The organism is Acidovorax sp. FG48 (assembly GCF_057809085.1).
Genome location: NZ_JBMDJH010000003.1, coordinates 163,401 through 182,302, shown reverse-complemented (window position 1 = coordinate 182,302; position 18,902 = coordinate 163,401). Strand labels below are relative to the sequence as shown.

At 61.6% G+C, this 18,902-nt stretch carries 18 protein-coding genes and 1 tRNA gene; 13 read left to right on the top strand and 6 right to left on the bottom strand.

The genetic code is table 11. The annotated features are described in order from the left end of the window. Nucleotides 1–50 precede the first annotated feature (50 nt). From hemA to paeA, 6 genes are all read left to right on the top strand, one after another. Nucleotides 51–1,370 carry a glutamyl-tRNA reductase gene (gene hemA / locus ACODSU_RS05735; protein ID WP_209817591.1) on the top strand — a complete coding sequence of 440 codons (1,320 nt, stop codon included), beginning with the start codon at nt 51–53 and terminating at the stop codon, nt 1,368–1,370. A 113-nt stretch (nt 1,371–1,483) separates the two neighbouring features. Continuing rightward, nucleotides 1,484–2,572 carry a peptide chain release factor 1 gene (gene prfA, locus ACODSU_RS05730; protein ID WP_488840762.1) on the top strand — a complete coding sequence of 363 codons (1,089 nt, stop codon included), beginning with the start codon at nt 1,484–1,486 and terminating at the stop codon, nt 2,570–2,572. Between the two features lie 72 nt (nt 2,573–2,644). Next, complete coding sequence (gene prmC, locus ACODSU_RS05725) at nt 2,645–3,499, top strand: peptide chain release factor N(5)-glutamine methyltransferase (protein WP_488840760.1); 855 nt, start codon at nt 2,645–2,647, stop codon at nt 3,497–3,499. A gap of 62 nt (nt 3,500–3,561) precedes the next feature. Next, nucleotides 3,562–3,885: a Grx4 family monothiol glutaredoxin gene (grxD, locus tag ACODSU_RS05720; protein WP_015012726.1), complete on the top strand. Its 324-nt coding sequence runs from the start codon at nt 3,562–3,564 to the stop codon at nt 3,883–3,885. A 156-nt stretch (nt 3,886–4,041) separates the two neighbouring features. Next, nucleotides 4,042–5,049: an AAA family ATPase gene (locus ACODSU_RS05715; protein ID WP_015012725.1), complete on the top strand. Its 1,008-nt coding sequence runs from the start codon at nt 4,042–4,044 to the stop codon at nt 5,047–5,049. A 168-nt stretch (nt 5,050–5,217) separates the two neighbouring features. Then, nucleotides 5,218–6,561 (top strand): polyamine export protein PaeA, encoded by a 1,344-nt coding sequence (gene paeA / locus ACODSU_RS05710; RefSeq protein ID WP_488840758.1) that lies wholly within the window; start codon nt 5,218–5,220, stop codon nt 6,559–6,561. Nucleotides 6,562–6,597: 36 nt separating this feature from the next. Here paeA and ACODSU_RS05705 read toward each other — a convergent pair whose 3' ends face one another. Both ACODSU_RS05705 and ACODSU_RS05700 read right to left on the bottom strand, forming a co-directional pair. Continuing rightward, nucleotides 6,598–7,305 carry a lytic transglycosylase domain-containing protein gene (locus ACODSU_RS05705; protein ID WP_488840756.1) on the bottom strand — a complete coding sequence of 236 codons (708 nt, stop codon included), beginning with the start codon at nt 7,303–7,305 and terminating at the stop codon, nt 6,598–6,600. Then, nucleotides 7,302–9,044 carry a proline--tRNA ligase gene (locus tag ACODSU_RS05700; RefSeq protein WP_488840754.1) on the bottom strand — a complete coding sequence of 581 codons (1,743 nt, stop codon included), beginning with the start codon at nt 9,042–9,044 and terminating at the stop codon, nt 7,302–7,304. The genes ACODSU_RS05705 and ACODSU_RS05700 overlap by 4 nt, the downstream gene beginning before the upstream one ends. Nucleotides 9,045–9,137: 93 nt before the next feature. Between ACODSU_RS05700 and ACODSU_RS05695 the strand changes: the two genes are divergently transcribed. Beyond that, nucleotides 9,138–9,815, top strand: a complete 678-nt coding sequence (locus tag ACODSU_RS05695; protein WP_015012721.1) for an RNA pyrophosphohydrolase — start codon at nt 9,138–9,140, stop codon at nt 9,813–9,815. Between the two features lie 113 nt (nt 9,816–9,928). Here the strand turns inward: ACODSU_RS05695 and proB are convergent, their stop codons facing one another. The 4 genes from proB to rplU form a co-directional block, all read right to left on the bottom strand. After that, the gene (proB, locus tag ACODSU_RS05690; protein WP_488840752.1) at nt 9,929–11,071 is read right to left on the bottom strand and encodes a glutamate 5-kinase; all 1,143 of its coding nucleotides are present in this window, start codon (nt 11,069–11,071) and stop codon (nt 9,929–9,931) included. Between the two features lie 89 nt (nt 11,072–11,160). Next, nucleotides 11,161–12,231, bottom strand: a complete 1,071-nt coding sequence (gene cgtA, locus ACODSU_RS05685) for an Obg family GTPase CgtA (RefSeq protein ID WP_060987288.1) — start codon at nt 12,229–12,231, stop codon at nt 11,161–11,163. A gap of 169 nt (nt 12,232–12,400) precedes the next feature. Further along, the gene (gene rpmA, locus ACODSU_RS05680) at nt 12,401–12,658 is read right to left on the bottom strand and encodes a 50S ribosomal protein L27 (RefSeq protein WP_005794180.1); all 258 of its coding nucleotides are present in this window, start codon (nt 12,656–12,658) and stop codon (nt 12,401–12,403) included. Nucleotides 12,659–12,673: 15 nt separating this feature from the next. Next, nucleotides 12,674–12,985: a 50S ribosomal protein L21 gene (gene rplU / locus ACODSU_RS05675; protein WP_005794184.1), complete on the bottom strand. Its 312-nt coding sequence runs from the start codon at nt 12,983–12,985 to the stop codon at nt 12,674–12,676. Nucleotides 12,986–13,220: 235 nt separating this feature from the next. Here rplU and ACODSU_RS05670 point away from each other — a divergent pair, with 235 nt between their 5' ends. The 6 genes from ACODSU_RS05670 (at nt 13,221) to coaE (ending at nt 18,878) form a co-directional block, all read left to right on the top strand. Continuing rightward, nucleotides 13,221–14,150: a polyprenyl synthetase family protein gene (locus ACODSU_RS05670; RefSeq protein ID WP_488841017.1), complete on the top strand. Its 930-nt coding sequence runs from the start codon at nt 13,221–13,223 to the stop codon at nt 14,148–14,150. 34 nt (nt 14,151–14,184) lie between these two features. Next, a tRNA-Pro gene (locus ACODSU_RS05665) sits at nt 14,185–14,261 on the top strand. Between the two features lie 134 nt (nt 14,262–14,395). Continuing rightward, on the top strand, nt 14,396–16,135 hold the full coding sequence (pilB, locus tag ACODSU_RS05660) for a type IV-A pilus assembly ATPase PilB (RefSeq protein WP_488840750.1): 1,740 nt from the start codon (nt 14,396–14,398) through the stop codon (nt 16,133–16,135). 20 nt (nt 16,136–16,155) lie between these two features. Continuing rightward, complete coding sequence (locus ACODSU_RS05655) at nt 16,156–17,376, top strand: type II secretion system F family protein (protein ID WP_488840748.1); 1,221 nt, start codon at nt 16,156–16,158, stop codon at nt 17,374–17,376. Then, the gene (locus ACODSU_RS05650; protein WP_488840746.1) at nt 17,376–18,248 is read left to right on the top strand and encodes a prepilin peptidase; all 873 of its coding nucleotides are present in this window, start codon (nt 17,376–17,378) and stop codon (nt 18,246–18,248) included. The genes ACODSU_RS05655 and ACODSU_RS05650 overlap by 1 nt, the downstream gene beginning before the upstream one ends. Nucleotides 18,249–18,257: 9 nt before the next feature. Next, complete coding sequence (coaE, locus tag ACODSU_RS05645) at nt 18,258–18,878, top strand: dephospho-CoA kinase (protein ID WP_488840744.1); 621 nt, start codon at nt 18,258–18,260, stop codon at nt 18,876–18,878. Nucleotides 18,879–18,902 lie beyond the last annotated feature (24 nt).

Below are 18,902 nucleotides of genomic sequence, written 5' to 3'. Positions count from 1 at the left end.
TGAACAAGCAAGGCCGCCTGTTCGGGCCAACAATTTTATAATTGCAGCTTATGGCAGTCTGGGCCCTCGGCATCAACCACACCACCGCGCCGCTCGATCTGCGTGGCCGGTTTGCGTTTGCGCTCGACCAGATTGCGCCCACCCTGCACGGTTTGCGCCAGTCGCTGGGCAGCAACACCCGGCACCCGGGGGTGGAAACCGCCATCATTTCCACCTGCAACCGCACCGAAATTTACTGCGCCGCCGAGGCGCCGGCCATGGACCACACGCTGGGCTGGCTGGCCCAAAGCGGTGGCGTGAGCCCGGCCCTGCTGCGCTCGCACTCCTACACCCTCGAAGACAGCCTCGTCGCCCGCCATGCCTTCCGCGTGGCCAGCGGCCTCGATTCGATGGTGCTGGGCGAGGCCCAGATCCTGGGCCAGATGAAAGACGCTGTGCGCGCCGCCGAAACAGCCGGCGCACTGGGCACCACGCTCAACCAGCTGTTCCAGCGCAGCTTTGCGGTGGCCAAAGAGGTGCGCACCAGTACCGAGATTGGCGCCCACAGCATCAGCATGGCCGCCGCCGCCGTGCGCCTGGCCAGCCAGCTGTTTGAAGACCTCTCCAAGATCCGCGTGCTGTTCGTCGGCGCGGGCGAGATGATCGAGCTGTGCGCCACGCACTTCGCCGCCAAGAACCCCAAGGCCATCGCCATTGCCAACCGCACGCTGGAGCGCGGCGAAAAGCTCGCCACTCGCTTTGGCGGTGAGGTGATGCGCCTGGCCGACCTGCCCGAGCGTCTGCACGAGTTCGACGCCGTCATCAGTTGCACCGCCAGCAGCCTGCCCATCATCGGCCTGGGTGCTGTGGAGCGCGCGCTCAAGAAGCGCCGCCACCGCCCCATCTTCATGGTGGACCTGGCCGTGCCGCGCGACATTGAGCCCGAGGTGAAAGCCCTGGGCGACGTCTACCTGTACACCGTGGACGACCTGGCCACCGTGGTGCAGACCGCGCAGGCCAACCGCCAGGCCGCCGTGGCGCAGGCCGAGGCGATCATCGATGCGGGCGTGCAAAGCTTCATGCACTGGATGGAACTGCGCAGCCCCGCAGCCGCCGAGGGTGGCGTGGTGCCGCTGATCCAGCAGCTCAACGCCCAGACGGACGAATGGCGCGCGCTGGAAATCGCCCGCGCCAAGAAGCTGCTGGCCAAGGGCGAGGATGTGGACGCCGTGCTCGAAGCCCTCTCGCGCGGCCTCACGCAAAAGATGCTGCACGGCACTCTGGCCGAACTGCGCGCGGGCGATGCCGAGATGCGCGCCCAGACGGCCCAGACCGTCTCGCGCCTGTTCCTGCGCTCGCAAAGCAAGACCCCCCACAACAACGGCCTGTAGCGGCGCTCGCCCGCTCCGCAGCCGTTCCGATTTGAGTCAAATCGGTCTCAAGCGCATGATATACAAGCGCTAACAGCTACCAAATCTGTAGCAAATCCTTTTCCCAGAATTCCATGAAACCCTTTCTCCGAAGCCAGCTGGAGCGCTACGCACAACGCCTGGGCGAACTCGACTTTCTGCTCTCGCGCGAAGACATCATGAGCGACATGGCGCAGTACCGGCGGATCTCCGTCGAACATGCCGAAGTCACGCAGGTCGCAGGCCGCTACGCCCGCTACCAGCAGCGCGAGGCCGACCTGGCGGGTGCGCGCGAGATGCTGGTCGACCCCGACATGGCCGAGATGGCACAGGAAGAAATCACCAGCGCCGAGGCCGAGCTGGTGCAGCTGGAGGATGAACTCCAGCGCCTGTTGCTGCCCAAAGACCCCGACGATGCGCGCAATGCCTTCGTCGAAATCCGCGCGGGCACGGGCGGCGATGAATCCGCCCTGTTCGCCGCCGACCTGACCCGCATGTACACCCGCTATGCCGCCACCCAGGGCTGGAAGGTGGAGATCATGAGCGCCAACGAAAGTGAGCTGGGCGGCTACAAGGAAATCGTGCTGCGCGTGGAGGGAGACCATGTGTACGGCGCGCTCAAGTTCGAATCCGGCGGCCACCGCGTGCAGCGCGTGCCCGCCACCGAAACGCAGGGCCGCATCCACACCAGCGCCTGCACCGTGGCCGTGATGCCCGAGCCCGACGAGCACCAGGCCATCACCCTGAACCCGGCGGACCTGCGCATCGACACCTTCCGCGCCAGCGGCGCGGGCGGTCAGCACATCAACAAGACCGACTCTGCCGTGCGCGTGGTGCACTTGCCCACCGGCATCGTGGCCGAATGCCAGGACGGCCGCAGCCAGCACAGCAACAAGGCGAAGGCGCTGCAGGTGCTGCAGGCGCGCATTCAGGAGAAAGAGCGTAGCGAACGCGCCGCCAAGGAGGCCGCGCTGCGCAAGGGCCTGATTGGCAGCGGCGACCGCAGCGACCGCATCCGCACCTACAACTTCCCGCAGGGGCGCCTGACCGACCACCGCATCAACCTCACGCTGTACAAGCTGCTGGCCGTGATGGAAGGCGACCTGGGCGATGTGCTGCAGGCCCTGCAGCATGCCCGCGAGGCCGAGCAGCTGGAAGAGCTGGAGATGGGCGCCACCGGGTGAGCTCGGCCAGAATTTGAGACAAATTGGCTGGTAGCGATAGATTCATATGCCTGAACAGCTATCAAAACAATAGTGAACCACACCACCTCTCCCACCCTCGCCCAGGCTTTGGCGCAGGCCCACACGCTGGGCCTGGCACGCATCGACGCGCAATTGCTGCTGCTGCACGCCGTGGGTCGCCCTGACGCAGGCCGCGCCTGGCTGCTGGCGCACGACACCGAAGCCATGGAAGACACCGTCCACGCCCAGTTCATCGCCCTGTGCCAGCGCCGTTTGGCGGGCGAGCCGGTGGCCTACCTCACGGGCCGCAAGGAGTTCTACGGCCTGCCGCTGCAGGTGGACGCGCGCGTGCTGGACCCGCGCCCTGACACCGAAACCCTGGTGGACTGGGCGCTGGAGGTGATCGCCCCGCTGGCATCGCCCCGCGTGGTGGACCTGGGCACCGGCAGCGGCGCCATCGCCCTGGCGCTGCAAAGCCAGCGCACCGACGCCCAGGTGCTGGCGGTGGATGCCAGTACCGATGCGCTGGCCGTGGCGCAGGCCAATGCCGAGCGACTGGGCCTGCCCGTGCAGTTCCAGCCCGCCAACTGGCTGGCGGGCGTGGCGGGTCCCTTCGATGCCATCGTCTCCAACCCTCCCTACATCCCCAGCGCCGACCCGCACTTGGCCGCGCTGACGCACGAGCCGCTGCAGGCCCTGGCCAGCGGCGCAGACGGCCTGGAAGACATCCGCACCATCGTGGCCCAGGCGCCCACCCACCTGCGCCCCGGGGGCTGGCTGCTGCTGGAGCATGGCTACGACCAGGCCCAAGCCGTGAAGGCCCTGCTTGCCGCCCGCGGCTTTGCCCAGGTGCAAAGCCGCAATGACCTCGCTGGCATTGCGCGTTGCACGGGCGGGCAATGGCCCTTGGCGCAGACAGTGAAATAATCCATCCCATTGCGGGCCCTCCCCCACCCAGGCCCGCCCGCCTCTTTCAAGGAGTTTTACCCATGAGCGACACCCAACAACGCATCGACGCCCTCGTCAAATCCAGCGACATCCTGCTGTTCATGAAGGGCAGCGCCAGCTTCCCCATGTGCGGCTTCTCCGGCCGCGCGATCCAGATCCTGAAGGCCTGCGGCGTGGACCCCAAGAGCGTGGTCACCGTCAACGTGCTGGAAGACGACGAAATCCGCCAGGGCATCAAGGAATACAGCAACTGGCCCACGATCCCCCAGCTGTACGTGAAGGGAGAGTTCATCGGCGGCTCGGACATCATGATGGAGATGTACGAATCGGGCGAACTCAAGCAGGTGCTGGGCACCGAAGGCTGATCGACGCAGCCGTTGCGCCACCCGCCATCAGGCCGCCTTCGGGCGGCCTTTTTGTTTGCCCGCAACAGAGGCACCAATCAGGGGCTTTTCCGATGGAGCAGCGGGCATGTTGTGTGCTTGAATGATTGCGTGACGTAACCCTCACAGGAGCATGCAATGACCAGCCATAGCCTTGTTCCCCAGTCTCCCGCCCTGCGCCTGCCGGTGGCCCAGATGCGCAACGTGTTCCATCCGGGTGATGTGGAACGCAAGCTGGCCCGGTTGCAAGAGTCGGGCAACCAGCGCGAATACGAAACCCTGCGCACCGTGTACGAACGCATGCTGGAGCGTGGTCCGGAGCGTTTTCAGGTCAAGCCCTCGGGCGTGCCCGACATGGCCAGCCTGTACGAGCAGTTGCCCAACTTCACCGAGGTGCTGGACGACGTGAAGCGCCATGTGGCGCTGGCGCAGGACAGCAGCGACGGCTTGGAAGTCACGCCCATGCTGCTGCTGGGCCCGCCAGGCATCGGCAAGACCCACTTTGCGCGCCACCTGGCCGAGCTGCTGGGCACGGGCATGAACCTGCTGCCCATGAGCTCCATGACCGCCGGCTGGCTGCTGTCGGGCTCGTCCGCACAATGGAAGGGCGCGCGGCCCGGCAAGGTGTTTGAGGCGCTGGTCGAAGGCGAATATGCCAACCCGGTCATCGTGGTGGACGAGATCGACAAGGCCAGCAGCGATGCGCAGTACGACCCGCTGGGTGCGCTGTACAGCTTGCTGGAGTACGACACCGCCCAGAGCTTTACCGACGAGTTTGCCGAGGTGGCCATCGACGCGAGCCAGGTGATCTGGATCACCACAGCCAACGACACACGCGGCATTCCCGACCCCATCCTGAACCGCATGAACGTGTTCGAGGTGGAGGCGCCCACGCTGGATCAGGCCCGCACCATCGCCCGCAACCTGTACCAGGGCATCCGCGCGGGGCATGACTGGGGCCGCCTGATCGACCCCGAACCGCTGGACGACGTGCTGGACCACCTGGCCCAGATGCCCCCGCGCGAGATGCGGCGGGCGCTGATGACCGGCTTTGGCAACGCGCGGCTGGACCGCCGGTCTACCGTGGAGATCACCGATCTGCCCAAGGCGGCCACGGGGCGCAGCCGCATCGGCTTTGTGCAGTAAGTAGCGCGGTCGCCTGCTGGTGTCGCCTCCCCCGCCACGCCAAGCAAAGGCCTGGCGCGGGGTTAGCACTATCCACCCAGGCAGCATCAGCAGGCCGGCGCACAAGGTGCGCAGATACACTTGGTGGCCCGTGGCACACACACCGTGCACCGGCTCCACCCTCGTCCCATGACCCTGTCCCAAAGCCTCTTCGTGATCGGGCTGCTGATTGCAGCCAGCGCCTTTTTCTCCATGGCCGAGATTTCGCTCGCGGCCGCCCGCCGCCTGCGCCTGCGCCAGATGGCCGACGAAGGCGACGCGCGCGCGGACCGGGTACTGCGCATGCAAGAGCAGCCAGGAGACTATTTCACGGTGGTGCAGGTGGGGCAAAACGCCGTGGCCATCCTGGGCGGTATCGTGGGCGAAGGGGCGCTGAGCCCGCATTTCAGCGAACTGTTTGCGCTGTGGATGTCAGGGCCCACGGCCGAGCGGGCGGGGTTTCTGGCGTCTTTCCTCATCATCACCTCGCTGTTCATCCTGTTTGCCGACCTGTTCCCCAAACGCCTGGGCATGGCCGAGCCCGAACGACTCGTGATACGGCTGGCACAGCCCATGGCCTGGTGCATGACGCTGTTGCGGCCGCTGGTGTGGTTCTACAGCCGGGGGGCCGACGCGCTGTTCCGCCTGTTGGGGTTGTCATCGCTGCGCGATGACCGCATCACGTCAGACGATATCCTGGCCATGATGGAGGCAGGCGCGCGTGCCGGGGTGCTGGCGGCGCGCGAGCAGCAGGTCATCACCAACGTGTTTGAGTTGGACACGCGCACAGTATCCAGCGCCATGTCGCCGCGCGACCGCATTGCATTTTTTCTGCGCGACGAGCCCGACTCGGTCATCCGCCTGCGCATCGCTGCCGAGCCGTTTTCGACCTACCCGGTGTGCGAAGGCGACATCGACCACGTGGTGGGCTATGTGGATGCCAAGGATCTGTTCCAGCGCGTGCTGAACAACCAGCCGATTTCGCTGGCCGACGACAGCCTGGTGCGCAAGGTGCTGATCGTGCCCGACCGGCTCACGTTGTCGGAAGTGCTGGAGCAGTTCCGCCAGGTGCACGAGGACTTTGCGGTCATCGTGAACGAATACAGCCTGGTGGTGGGCGTGGTCACGCTGAACGACGTGATGAGCACCGTGATGGGTGACCTGGTGGGCCCGGTGGATGAGGAGCAGATCGTGCGGCGGGACGAAAACTCCTGGCTCATCGACGGTGTGACGCCCATCGAGGATGTGCTGCATGCGCTGTCGCTGGACGAGTTGCCGCACACCGGCGAATACGAAACCCTGGCGGGCTTCCTGATGGTGATGCTGCGCCGCGTGCCGCGCCGCACCGACAGCGTGAGCTGGGGCGGCTACAAGTTTGAGGTGCTGGACGTGGACAGCTACCGCATCGACCAGGTCATGGTGTCCCGGCTGGGCGGGGCCTCTGGCGGCACTGCGGCGAACCCGTCAGCCCCCGCAGCAACCACCGCGCAGTGACCGGGGCCCGGCCGGTGTCATGCCCCGTCCACTAATTTAAGCGGCAGGCGACTGGGGCCGGTCGGCAAACAGCCACTTTCGCTGGGCCGCAAACACGGCATCCGGGTAGGGCGACCGGCCCCGGCTGCCGTTGTAGCGGCCCAGGGCCATGAACAGATCGCCCTGCTCCCGGTCGATGTAGTGGCGCAGGATGACGCAGCCAAAACGCAGGTTGGTCTGCATGTGAAACAGCTTGCCCGGGTCGCCATCACCAATCACGCGCGTCCAGAAAGGCATGACCTGCATGTAGCCCCGCGCTCCGACGCTGGACACCGCAAACTTGCGGAATCCGCTTTCCACCTGGATCAGCCCCAGAACCAGGGACACATCCAGCCCCGCGCGCTTGGATTCGTACCAGACCGTCTGCAGGAAGTCGCGGCGCACCTCCAGGTCCGGCTTGCGCGGGCGCAGGCGATCGCTTTGCGTACCCAGCCACCGCAGGTAGTGCAGGCGCGCTTCGGTGGTGAAAAACTCTGGCTCGGGCGGCGCCTGGTTGGCGATGGCCGAGCTGAGTGCGGTACGCACCGAGTCCATCAGGGGCTCCTCCAGCTGCCCGCCGGCGTGCGCCACCTGCGGAGCACCCAGCCAGGCAGCGGGCGCTGCCAGCGACGCCAGCGACACCAGGCAGCTGCGGCGCGACGGCCCCACGGGGCCGCCAGTAGCGGCAGCCCACGGAGCGTTCAAGGGGGTGCCGCTCTTGCTCATACGGCCATGCGGCCCTTCACGTGGGCCAGGATGTCGGCCACGGCCACCTTGGTGGCTGCGGCATCACGGCGGTGCTGGTACTCGACCACACCTTCCTTCAGGCTCTTGTCGCCGATGGTCACGCGGTGGGGCACGCCGATAAGCTCCCAGTCGGCAAACATGGCGCCGGGACGCTCGCCACGGTCGTCCAGGATCACGTCCACGCCTGCGGCCAGCAGGTCGGCATACAGCTGCTCGGCCGTGGCTTTGACGGCCTCGCTGCGGTCCATGCCCACGGGGCAGACCACCACGGTGAACGGCGCAATCGCGTCCGGCCAGATGATGCCGCGCTCGTCGTGGTTTTGTTCAATGGCGGCAGCGGGCAGGCGCGTCACGCCAATGCCGTAGCAGCCCATCTCGAAGAATGCCGGCTTGCCGTCGTCGCCCAGGAAGGTCGCGTTCATACCCTTGCTGTACTTGGTGCCCAGGTAGAACACATGGCCCACTTCGATACCGCGCTCGATCGCCAGCTCGCCCTTGCCGTCGGGGGAGCGGTCGCCCGCCACCACATTGCGCAGGTCGGCCACCATGTCGGGCTCCGGCAGGTCGCGGCTCCAGTTGACGCCGGTGATGTGAAAGTCCACTTCGTTGGCGCCGCAGATCCAGTCGGCCATCACAGCGACTTCGCGGTCTGCCACGATCTTCAAAGGCTTCTTCAGGCCGATGGGACCCAGGTAACCCGGCTTGCAGCCAAAGTGGTCCTCAATTTCGCCCAGCGTCGCGAAGCGGAAGCCCGCCAGTCCGGGCACCTTGCCAACCTTGATCTCGTTCATATCGTGGTCGCCGCGCAGCAGCAGCAGCCAGACCTGGGTCTTGACGATCTCACCGGCTTCGTTGGTTTCGTCCGTGGCCAGCACCAGCGACTTCACGGTGGTGTTGAGTGGAACACCCAGCAGTTCCGCCACATCGGCGCAGGTGCTCTTGCCCGGTGTGGCCGTCTTGGTCAGCGCCTGCGTGGCAGCGCCGCGCGGACCGGCGGGGGCCAGCGCTTCGGCCTTTTCCATGTTGGCGGCGTAGTCGCTCTGCGGGCAGTAGACGATGGCGTCTTCACCGGTTGCAGCAATCACCTGGAATTCTTCCGACAGGTCGCCGCCGATGGCGCCGCTGTCAGCGGCCACGGCGCGGTAGGTCAGGCCGAAGCGGTCAAAGATCCGCCGGTAGGCCTGCGCCATCACCTGGTAGCTGGCCTTGGCGGCCGCCTGGTCGCGGTCAAAGCTGTAAGCATCCTTCATGATGAACTCGCGGCCGCGCATGAGGCCAAAACGGGGGCGGCGCTCGTCGCGGAACTTGGTCTGGATCTGGTAGAAGTTCTTCGGCAGCTGCTTGTAGCTCTTGAGCTCCTGGCGTGCGATGTCAGTGATCACTTCTTCGCTGGTGGGCTGCACCACAAAGTCGCGCCCATGGCGGTCCTGGATGCGCAGCAGCTCAGGGCCCATTTTCTCAAAGCGGCCCGTTTCCTGCCAGAGCTCGGCGGGCTGCACCACCGGCATGGTCAGCTCCACGGCGCCCGCGCGGTTCATTTCTTCGCGCACGATGGCTTCCACCTTGCGGATCACGCGCAGACCCAAAGGCATGTAGTTATAGATGCCAGCGCCCAGCTTCTTGATCAGCCCGGCCCGCGTCATGAGTTTGTGGCTGACCACTTCGGCGTCCGCCGGAGCTTCCTTGAGCGTGGAAATGAAGAATTGGGAGGCTTTCATCAGGAATCGATTGCAGGCAGAACGGGGCCGTCCACTTGCTGCGCGCTAGGCGCCGTGCATAATGGACACAATTTAAAAATTTGGGGTTTGATTATGCTTGACCGGGACGGCTTTCGGCCGAACGTCGGCATCATCCTGCTCAACCAGAAAAACCAGGTGTTTTGGGGCAAGCGCATACGCACCCACAGCTGGCAGTTCCCGCAGGGTGGCATTGACCGGGGCGAAACCCCCGAGCAAGCCATGTTCCGCGAGCTGCATGAGGAGGTGGGATTATTGCCCAACCACGTTCGCGTGGTGGCCCGCACCCGGGACTGGTTGCGCTATGAGGTGCCTGACCGGTACATCCGCCGCGATGCACGCGGCCACTACAAGGGACAGAAGCAGATCTGGTATCTGCTGCAATTGATGGGACACGACTGGGATCTGAACCTGCGCGCCACCAACCACCCGGAGTTTGACGCTTGGCGGTGGAACGACTACTGGGTTCCGCTGGATGTGGTGGTCGAGTTCAAACGTGGCGTTTACGAGATGGCGCTCACTGAACTGGCCCGCTATCTCCCGCGCCACGAGCAGCGCAACCGTTATTTGCGCAGTGGCTTGCGCACCAGAGAGGGCGAACACACCGGCGCTGCGAACATGTTTCGCACGGGCTCCATGCTTGTCAACCCGGGAATGGAGCTCCCGCCGGGCGCCAGTTTCGACCCCGACCCGCAAAACAGCATGCCGGGAGAGCTTGACGGTATGCCATCGGTATCAGACACGCCGCGCTGACCCGGTAGCGCTCCATGCAAAACGCCTGCAAATGCAGGCGTTTTGTTTTGGTGGGTGGATCGTCCCTCAGCCCGGAACCGATGCACAAGCTGATCGATGTATGCTGTGAATCTCTAAGCGCCCTGCGCCAGCACGAGATTGTCGCGGTGGACCATCTCCGGCTCCGCCATGTAGCCCAGCAGTTTCTCAAACTCCGTTGACGGCTTGCGGCACAGCAGGCGGGCTTCCGCCGCTGCATAGTTGGCCAAGCCACGTGCGATTTCGACTCCGGACCCGTCGCGCACGGCAATCACATCGCCACGCGAAAAGTCGCCCTCCACCGCCGTCATGCCGATGGGCAGCAGGCTTTTGCCCTCGTCGCGCACCTTGGCGGCCGCACCCGCGTCCACCACCACGGAGCCGCGCAGCTGCAGATGGTCGGCCATCCACTGCTTGCGGGCCTGCTTTTTCTGCGTTTGCGCGACCAGGAGGGTGCCCAGTGCCTCGCCATTCACGAGACGAACCAGCACATCGGGCTCGCGCCCCCAGGCGATCACAGTCGAAGCACCAGAGCCCGCCGCACGTTTGGCCGCCAGGATCTTGGTGATCATGCCGCCCTTGCCGATGCTTGAGCCCGCGCCGCCCGCCATCGCTTCCAGCGCCAGATCACCTGCCTTGGCCTCATGCACAAATTGTGCGGATGGATCACGGCGCGGGTCAGCGGTGTACAGCCCCTTCTGGTCCGTGAGGATGATCAGGGCGTCGGCCTCCACGAGGTTGGCCACGAGCGCACCCAGCGTGTCGTTGTCGCCAAACTTGATCTCGTCATTGACCACCGTGTCGTTTTCGTTGATCACCGGGACCACACCCAAGCGCAGCAGCGTAAGCAAGGTTGAGCGAGCATTGAGATAGCGTTCGCGGTCGGCCAGGTCGGCATGGGTGAGCAGCACCTGCGCGCTGCCCATGCCCTGCTCGCGCAGCTTGGTCTCGTACATCTGCGCCAGCCCCATCTGCCCCACCGCTGCAGCCGCCTGCAACTCGTGGACTTCCTGGGGTCGCGTGGTCCAGCCCAGACGCTTCATGCCTTCGGCAATGGCGCCACTAGACACCATCACCACCTCGCGCGGTGCGCCCCCGTCGCCGCGTACCAGAGCAGCCAGTTGGCGACTCCACTCGCCGATGGCAGTTTCATCCAGTCCACGCCCTTCATTGGTCACAAGGCTGGAGCCCACCTTCACCACGATGCGGCGGGCATCTCTCAATACGCTGGAAACCATTTTGATGTCTTTGATGCCGATAGCGCTACTGCTTAATGCCTGAGTAGCTATTAAAAATATAGCAATTCTGTGCTCTGGACCTCAAGGCGTCAGGCCGGCGCGTCACCAGCAAAACGAGGATCCACCTCCACCGGCTCGTTCTCCGTGCGCTGCTCGGACTGCACGTGGCGGAAGATGGCGTGGATCAGCGGCTCGCAGCCTTCGCGGGTCAAGGCGGAGATTTCAAACACAGGGCCCTTCCATTTGAAGCGCTTCACAAAGTCCTTCACACGCGCCTCACGCTCCTCGGCGGGCACCATGTCCAGCTTGTTCAAAACCAGCCAGCGCGGCTTGTTGTAGAGCTGCTGGTCGTATTTCTTGAGCTCGTTCACGATGGCTTTGGCCTGGGCTACTGGGTCCACCGCCTCATCGAACGGCGCCACGTCAACGATATGCAGCAACAAGCGCGTGCGCTGCAGATGGCGCAGGAACTGGTGCCCCAAGCCCGCACCTTCGGATGCGCCCTCGATCAGACCGGGAATGTCGGCCACCACAAAACTCTGCTCAGGTCCCACCCGCACAACGCCCAGGTTGGGGTGCAATGTGGTGAAAGGGTAGTCCGCAATCTTCGGCCGCGCGTTGGACACCGCCGTGATGAAGGTGGACTTGCCCGCGTTGGGCATGCCCAGCAGGCCCACATCGGCCAGCACCTTCAATTCCAGCTTGAGATTCTTTTTCTCTCCAGGCCAGCCGGGCGTTTTTTGGCGCGGAGCGCGGTTGATGGCGCTCTTGAAACGCAAGTTGCCAAAGCCGCCGTCTCCGCCCTTGGCAATGGTGATGACCTCGCCCGGGGTTAGCAGCTCGTACAGCACCTCACCCGTCTCGGCATCGCTGATGATGGTGCCAACCGGCATCTTGAGCGTAATGTCAGCACCTGCAGCACCGAACATGTCGGAACCCATGCCATGCTCACCCCGTTTGGCCTCATGGCGGCGCGAGTAGCGATAGTCCACCAAGGTATTCAGATTGGGGTCAGCCACGGCGAACACATGCCCGCCGCGCCCCCCGTCACCACCATTGGGGCCGCCGAACTCCTTGTATTTTTCGTGCCGGAACGACACGCAGCCATTGCCACCATCACCAGCGGCAATGTCAATAAAGGCTTCATCGACGAACTTCATGGGGTATCCAGTTTACAAAAGGGTCCGCAGCATCCGCTGGCAATCCATTGTGGCGGAATGGCGACGCGTACTCCAGCCACCACCCACCAACAACACATCAGTAGCGCGTACAGACCAAACAACAAAGCCCCGACAAAGCGGGGCTTCGATGAGTGCCAGAGGAAAATCCTCAGGCGGGTGTCACATTGACCGTGGACTTGGACAATGCACCCTTGGTACCAAACGACACGTGGCCGTCCACCAGGGCAAACAGAGTGTGATCCTTGCCCACACCGACGTTGGTGCCGGGGTGGAAACGCGTGCCACGCTGGCGCACGATGATAGAACCTGCGCTGATCAATTCACCACCGAACGCCTTGACACCCAGCATCTTTGGCTTGGAGTCGCGCCCGTTTCGCGTAGAGCCGCCGCCTTTTTTCTGTGCCATGACTAGCTCCTTCGATTAAGCAGCAATCGCACCGATTTGCAGCTCAGTGAACTGCTGGCGATGGCCTTGGCGTTTTTGATAGTGCTTGCGACGGCGCATCTTGAAGATGTGCACTTTGTCGTGCTTGCCGTGGGCCACGACGGTGGCTTTCACGGTTGCGCCGGACACCAGGGGTGTACCAACCTTCAGCTCAGCGCCGTTGCCGACTGCCAGAACTTGGTCGATCACAATTTCCTGGCCTACGTCCGCAGCAATCTGTTCTACTTTAATTTTTTCGCCGGAAGCAACGCGATACTGCTTGCCGCCGGTTTTTATGACCGCGTACATGTTGACCTCTTGATTTGAGTTCTGCAGACGAATTTCCGCAGAGCCCGCGAGTATAGCGCTTCTCCAGACGTTTGACCAGACCCTATCGCACCACTCGGCATGGCGGGCGTCAAATGCCGATGGACTTACGGTCGGCGCGGCGCGCCTTCCTATAATTCCGGCACTTTCTGTGACCATCATCTTGACTGACCATACCGCCCCCGCAGCTTCCCCCCTCGCGCTCGTTGCACAAGACATGCACGAGGTTGACAAGGTCATCGGTCAGCGACTGACATCCAGCGTGCCCCTGGTGGCCCAGATTTCGCAGTACATCATCGCTGCGGGCGGCAAGCGCCTACGCCCCGCCCTACTACTGATGGTATGCGGAGCCTTAGGTTACCGTGGCGCCCATCGGCACAGCCTGGCTGCGGTGGTCGAACTGATACACACAGCGACGTTGCTGCATGACGATGTGGTGGACGCATCCACCTTGCGCCGCGGCCGCCCTACAGCGAACGAAACCTTTGGCAACCCTGCCAGCGTCCTCGTCGGGGACTTTCTGCACACCCGGTCATTCCAGATGATGGTCGAAGCCGGAAGCATGCGCATCATGGAAATCCTCTCCGAAGCCACGAACGTGATTGCCGAAGGCGAAGTGCTCCAGCTCATGAACATGCACGATGCATCGCTGGACGAGGCGGGCTACCTGCGCGTCATCCGATCCAAAACGGCCAAGCTGTTCGAAGCCAGCGCCCGTCTGGGCGCCATCCTTGCCAACAGCCCACCCGACGTGGAAGAAGCATGCGCAACTTATGGACAGGCACTGGGCACCGCGTTCCAGATCATTGACGACGTGCTGGATTACGACGGCGACGCCGCAGAAATGGGCAAAAATCTCGGGGATGACTTGCGCGAAGGCAAATCCACACTCCCGCTGATCGCCGCCATGGAGCGGGGGACTTCTAGTCAAGCGGAAGTGGTTCGCAACGCCATCGAACAAGGTTCAACCGAACAACTGGCAGAGATCGTGAGCATTGTCCGCCAGACCGGCGCCTTGGACGTTACGCGCGCCGCAGCGTTCGCAGAAGCACACCGCGCCATGGCCGCCGCCCGACGTTTACCAGCCAATGCCTACTCAGAGGGTTTGCTAGAATTAGCCTCGCAACTGCTTGAGCGGCGGAATTGAAATAGGCATTCAATTCATTTGCAAACGCAATGTGCGGGGTGTAGCTTAGCCTGGTAGAGCGCTACGTTCGGGACGTAGAGGCCGGAGGTTCGAATCCTCTCACCCCGACCAAAAAAAACACTGCGCGTTCACGAGCCCAAGCCTTGGTTTGTGGCGCCGTTGCCAATATGCGCCGCTGTACAGCCTGTGGTTGATCGGTGATGATAGGATGGTTTCTTTTCCACACCTAACTCATTTCCGGTTACATGGCCGCTGTTGATACTGCCCTCAAAGAAGCTTCCGCAGTCGCTCTGCCTGGGCTTGGCCGTGCCCTGATGTCCGCCGGCAAATTGACCCAAAAGTCAGCGGAAGACATTTACAAAAAATCACAAATCAGCCGGACCAGTTTCATTGCTGAACTGACGGGTTCGGGCGCTGTTTCTGCAGCGGATCTCGCGCATACGGTGTCGGCGGTCTTTGGCGCACCTTTGCTCGATCTGGACGCCATTGATCCATTGCGCTTGCCAAAGGAACTGCTGGATAACAAGATATGCCAGGCATATCGCGTGGTGGTTCTGAGCAAACGAAATAATCGACTGATTGTTGCTACGGCCGACCCAACGGACCAAGAAGCTGCAGAAAAAATCAAGTTCACTACCCAAATGGGAGTGGACTGGATTATTGCGGAGTATGACAAGCTCAGCCGATTGGTAGAAGCAACCACCAAATCTACCAGCGAATCTATGGATACGCTCGTGAGTGGTGGAGGTGATTTCGCTTTTGATGACGTTGCCATCGAAGATGCGCCTGAAGAAGCGGATACTGGCGCCACAGAAGTTGAAGACGCGCCTATTGTCAAGTTCCTACACAAAATGTTGCTCGATGCATTCAATATGCGAGCCTCGGATTTACATTTTGAGCCTTATGAGCATCAATACCGCGTTCGCTTTCGCATCGACGGAGAATTGCGCGAAATTGCCTCTCCGCCGATTGCAATTAAAGACAAACTAGCGTCACGTATCAAGGTTATATCGCGACTGGACATTTCCGAGAAGCGTGTGCCCCAAGATGGCCGCATGAAACTCAAGGTGGGACCGGATCGGGTGATCGACTTTCGGGTGAGCACCTTACCAACCTTGTTTGGTGAAAAGATTGTGATCCGTATTTTGGATCCGAGCAGTGCAAAACTGGGGATCGATGCACTTGGCTATGAGCCGGTCGAGAAGGAGCGATTGCTTCAAGCTATCGGTCGTCCCTATGGAATGATTTTAGTCACAGGGCCTACAGGCTCTGGTAAAACGGTGTCTCTCTACACCTGTTTAAATCTGCTGAACAAACCTGGCGTCAATATTGCGACCGCCGAAGACCCTTCTGAAATCAACTTGCCTGGCGTTAACCAGGTCAATGTGAATGAGAAGGCGGGACTGACCTTTGCCGTGGCATTGAAATCATTTCTGCGCCAAGATCCCGACATCATCATGGTGGGTGAAATTCGAGATCTAGAGACTGCAGATATTTCCATCAAAGCAGCGCAGACGGGCCACTTGGTGCTTTCTACCCTTCACACAAACGACGCACCTACCACACTCACACGCATGCGTAACATGGGGATAGCGCCATTCAATATTGCATCCAGCGTGATTCTGATTACAGCGCAGCGTCTGGCCCGCCGGTTGTGTCCAGTGTGCAAGGTGCCGGCGGACATCCCCCATGAGGCTTTAGTGGATGCGGGGTACGAAGAACACGAGATTGATGGTTCTTGGGTCACCTACCGCCCTGTAGGTTGCTCGGCCTGCAACAATGGCTACAAAGGGCGACTCGGCATCTATCAGGTGATGCCTATTTCCGAAGAGATCCAACGCATCATCCTCCGTGATGGGAGTGCATTGGAGATCGCTGAGCAGGCCCGTGCCGAGGGTGTTCGGTCGCTGCGCGAATCGGGGCTCTACAAGGCCAAATTAGGCCTCACTTCGCTGGAAGAAGTGCTGGCTGTGACCAACGAATAATATTCGAGGACGAGGGCACCATGGCTACCGCAGCATCAGCTAGAGATATTAAAGATTTTGTCTTCGAGTGGGAGGGCAAGGACCGCAACGGAAAGATAGTGCGAGGAGAAATCCGTGCGGCCGGAGAAAACCAAGTGCAAGCGACCTTGCGTCGCCAAGGGGTTTTCCCCACCAAAATTAAAAAGCGCCGCATGCGCTCAGGCAAAAAGATCAAGCCGAAGGATATCGCGCTGTTCACACGCCAGTTGGCAACAATGATGAAGGCTGGTGTACCACTTTTGCAGGCTTTCGACATTGTAGGTCGCGGCAATACCAACGCGAGCGTTACCAAACTGCTTAACGATGTCCGTTCAGATATTGAGACCGGAACATCGCTCAATGGTGCTTTTAGAAAGTACCCGATGTACTTTGATAGTTTATATTGTAATTTGGTAGAAGCCGGTGAAGCTGCAGGCATTTTGGAAGCCCTGCTAGATCGCTTGGCCACGTACATGGAGAAAACGGAAGCGATTAAATCAAAAATTAAATCAGCGCTGATGTACCCCTCCTCGGTGATTATCGTTGCATTCGTGGTTGTGACGGTTATCATGATTTTCGTAATTCCTGCATTCAAAGAGGTTTTTACCTCATTCGGCGCAGATCTGCCAGCGCCCACCCTGTTTGTCATGGCGATCAGTGAGATATTCGTCAAATGGTGGTGGTTAATTTTCGGAGTTATCGGCGGGAGTTTTTTCTTTTTTATGCAAGCATGGCGTCGTAATGAAAAAATGCAGATGTTTATGGACAGGCTTCTGCTCCGAGTTCCTGTTTTTGGGGAGTTGATCGATAAATCCTGCGTTGCCCGCTGGACTCGAACCCTGGCCACCATGTTCGCCGCCGGAGTACCACTGGTTGAGGCGCTCGATTCGGTAGGGGGAGCTGCGGGCAACTCGGTGTACGCCATGGCCACGGACAAGATTCAACAAGAAGTCTCCACAGGCACTAGCCTCACCGCAGCCATGGGAAATGCAAATATCTTTCCGTCCATGGTGCTACAGATGTGCGCCATCGGTGAAGAATCCGGCTCCATCGACCATATGCTCGGCAAGGCCGCAGACTTCTATGAAGCCGAAGTGGACGACATGGTCGCAGGCCTTTCCAGCCTGATGGAACCCATCATCATCGTGTTTCTGGGCACACTCATCGGCGGTATCGTGGTGTCGATGTACCTCCCCATCTTCAAGCTCGGTCAGGTTGTGTGATGGTGCTGGAAGCATGGTTGGATGCCGCTATTGGCGGCGTGATTGGTTTGCTTTTCGGTAGTTTTCTCAATGTGGTGATCTACCGCCTTCCCAAAATGATGGAAAGGCAATGGGCGGCAGAGCTGGCGCAGGCCGAGGCATCCAACCAGGGCAAAGAGCCGCCCGAGGATACGCAGCCCACCTTCAACCTCATGACGCCTCGGTCCCGCTGCCCAGCTTGTGGGCATGTGGTGCGGTGGCATGAAAACATTCCGGTTTTGAGTTACCTGTTCTTGCGCGGACGTTGCTTGTCCTGCAAGACGCGCATCAGCCCCCGCTACCCGCTGGTCGAGTTGGCGACGGGGGCGCTGTTCTTTTTCTGTATCCACCGCTGGGGCGCGACACCTGCTGGGTTGGCATGGTGCGGCTTTTCGGCCGCCCTGGTGGCTTTGGCGTTCATTGACTGGGACACCACACTCTTGCCAGATGACATTACCCTGCCCTTGCTCTGGGCAGGGTTGCTGGCGTCGGCCCTGCAATGGACGAATGTGCCGTTGTTTGCCTCGGTCATGGGTGCAGCAGCAGGATACCTATCGCTCTGGCTGGTGTATTGGGGATTCAAGCTGGCCACCGGCAAGGAAGGGATGGGCTACGGAGACTTCAAGCTGTTTGCGGCTTTGGGGGCCTGGTTCGGCTGGCAGGCCCTGGTGCCCATTATTCTGATGTCTTCGGTCATTGGCGCCATCATCGGGATCGCCATGAAGATTTTCAGCAGCTTGCGTGAAGGTGGCTACATCCCATTCGGCCCCTTTCTGGTCGGCGCAGGGCTCACCGCGATGGTGTTTGGGCCCAACGCCATTCTGGGTACGGTGCTCGGGCTCTTCGGACTCTGACAGACCTCCATGGCAACCTCCCGACAGCCCTTGCGCGTGGGACTGACAGGCGGCATTGGCAGTGGCAAGAGCACCGTGGGTCAAATGCTGGCAGCCCTTGGCGCTGCCCTGATTGATGCCGACCAGATTTCTCGGGAAGTGACCGGGCCCGGGGGCGCGGCCATGTCAGCCATCCAAAGTACCTTCGGTGACGCGTATGTCGATGCATCGGGAGCGTTGGACCGCGCGCGCATGCGGCAACTGGCCTTCAGCCAACCGGAGGCCCGTAGCCAGCTGGAGGCCATCGTGCACCCTTTGGTGGCCCTGCACAGCGAGCAACGGATTGAGCATGCCTTGCAGGCTGGCGCCGGATTGATCGTGCACGACATCCCACTGCTCACAGAGTCCGGGCGATGGGCTCGCCAGCTTGACGCAGTGGTTGTGGTGGACTGCACAGAACAGACCCAGATCACTCGGGTCGTGCGGCGCAGCGGTCTGTCCGCTGAAACCGTACAGGGAATCATTGCCTCACAAGCCACGCGCTCAGCGCGCAGGGCGGTGGCCGATGTGCTGATTGCCAACGACGCACACTGCACACTGGAGCAGTTGCAGGCCGAGGTACGGCAAGTGGCCACACTGTTCGGGCTATGATGCGCACGAAACCGTTTGTGCTTT

What these genes read in the sequence shown, in the direction of transcription:
- ACODSU_RS05700 (WP_488840754.1), bottom strand. Translation starts at nt 9,044, where the DNA reads ATGAAAGCCTCCCAATTCTTCATTTCCACGCTCAAGGAAGCTCCGGCG.
- ACODSU_RS05670 (WP_488841017.1), top strand. Translation starts at nt 13,221, where the DNA reads ATGCACGAGGTTGACAAGGTCATCGGTCAGCGACTGACATCCAGCGTG.
- proB (WP_488840752.1), bottom strand. Translation starts at nt 11,071, where the DNA reads ATGGTTTCCAGCGTATTGAGAGATGCCCGCCGCATCGTGGTGAAGGTG.
- ACODSU_RS05655 (WP_488840748.1), top strand. Translation starts at nt 16,156, where the DNA reads ATGGCTACCGCAGCATCAGCTAGAGATATTAAAGATTTTGTCTTCGAG.
- ACODSU_RS05705 (WP_488840756.1), bottom strand. Translation starts at nt 7,305, where the DNA reads ATGAGCAAGAGCGGCACCCCCTTGAACGCTCCGTGGGCTGCCGCTACT.
- hemA (WP_209817591.1), top strand. Translation starts at nt 51, where the DNA reads ATGGCAGTCTGGGCCCTCGGCATCAACCACACCACCGCGCCGCTCGAT.
- ACODSU_RS05695 (WP_015012721.1), top strand. Translation starts at nt 9,138, where the DNA reads ATGCTTGACCGGGACGGCTTTCGGCCGAACGTCGGCATCATCCTGCTC.
- rplU (WP_005794184.1), bottom strand. Translation starts at nt 12,985, where the DNA reads ATGTACGCGGTCATAAAAACCGGCGGCAAGCAGTATCGCGTTGCTTCC.
- pilB (WP_488840750.1), top strand. Translation starts at nt 14,396, where the DNA reads ATGGCCGCTGTTGATACTGCCCTCAAAGAAGCTTCCGCAGTCGCTCTG.
- rpmA (WP_005794180.1), bottom strand. Translation starts at nt 12,658, where the DNA reads ATGGCACAGAAAAAAGGCGGCGGCTCTACGCGAAACGGGCGCGACTCC.
- coaE (WP_488840744.1), top strand. Translation starts at nt 18,258, where the DNA reads ATGGCAACCTCCCGACAGCCCTTGCGCGTGGGACTGACAGGCGGCATT.
- prfA (WP_488840762.1), top strand. Translation starts at nt 1,484, where the DNA reads ATGAAACCCTTTCTCCGAAGCCAGCTGGAGCGCTACGCACAACGCCTG.
- ACODSU_RS05650 (WP_488840746.1), top strand. Translation starts at nt 17,376, where the DNA reads ATGGTGCTGGAAGCATGGTTGGATGCCGCTATTGGCGGCGTGATTGGT.
- paeA (WP_488840758.1), top strand. Translation starts at nt 5,218, where the DNA reads ATGACCCTGTCCCAAAGCCTCTTCGTGATCGGGCTGCTGATTGCAGCC.
- cgtA (WP_060987288.1), bottom strand. Translation starts at nt 12,231, where the DNA reads ATGAAGTTCGTCGATGAAGCCTTTATTGACATTGCCGCTGGTGATGGT.
- grxD (WP_015012726.1), top strand. Translation starts at nt 3,562, where the DNA reads ATGAGCGACACCCAACAACGCATCGACGCCCTCGTCAAATCCAGCGAC.
- ACODSU_RS05715 (WP_015012725.1), top strand. Translation starts at nt 4,042, where the DNA reads ATGACCAGCCATAGCCTTGTTCCCCAGTCTCCCGCCCTGCGCCTGCCG.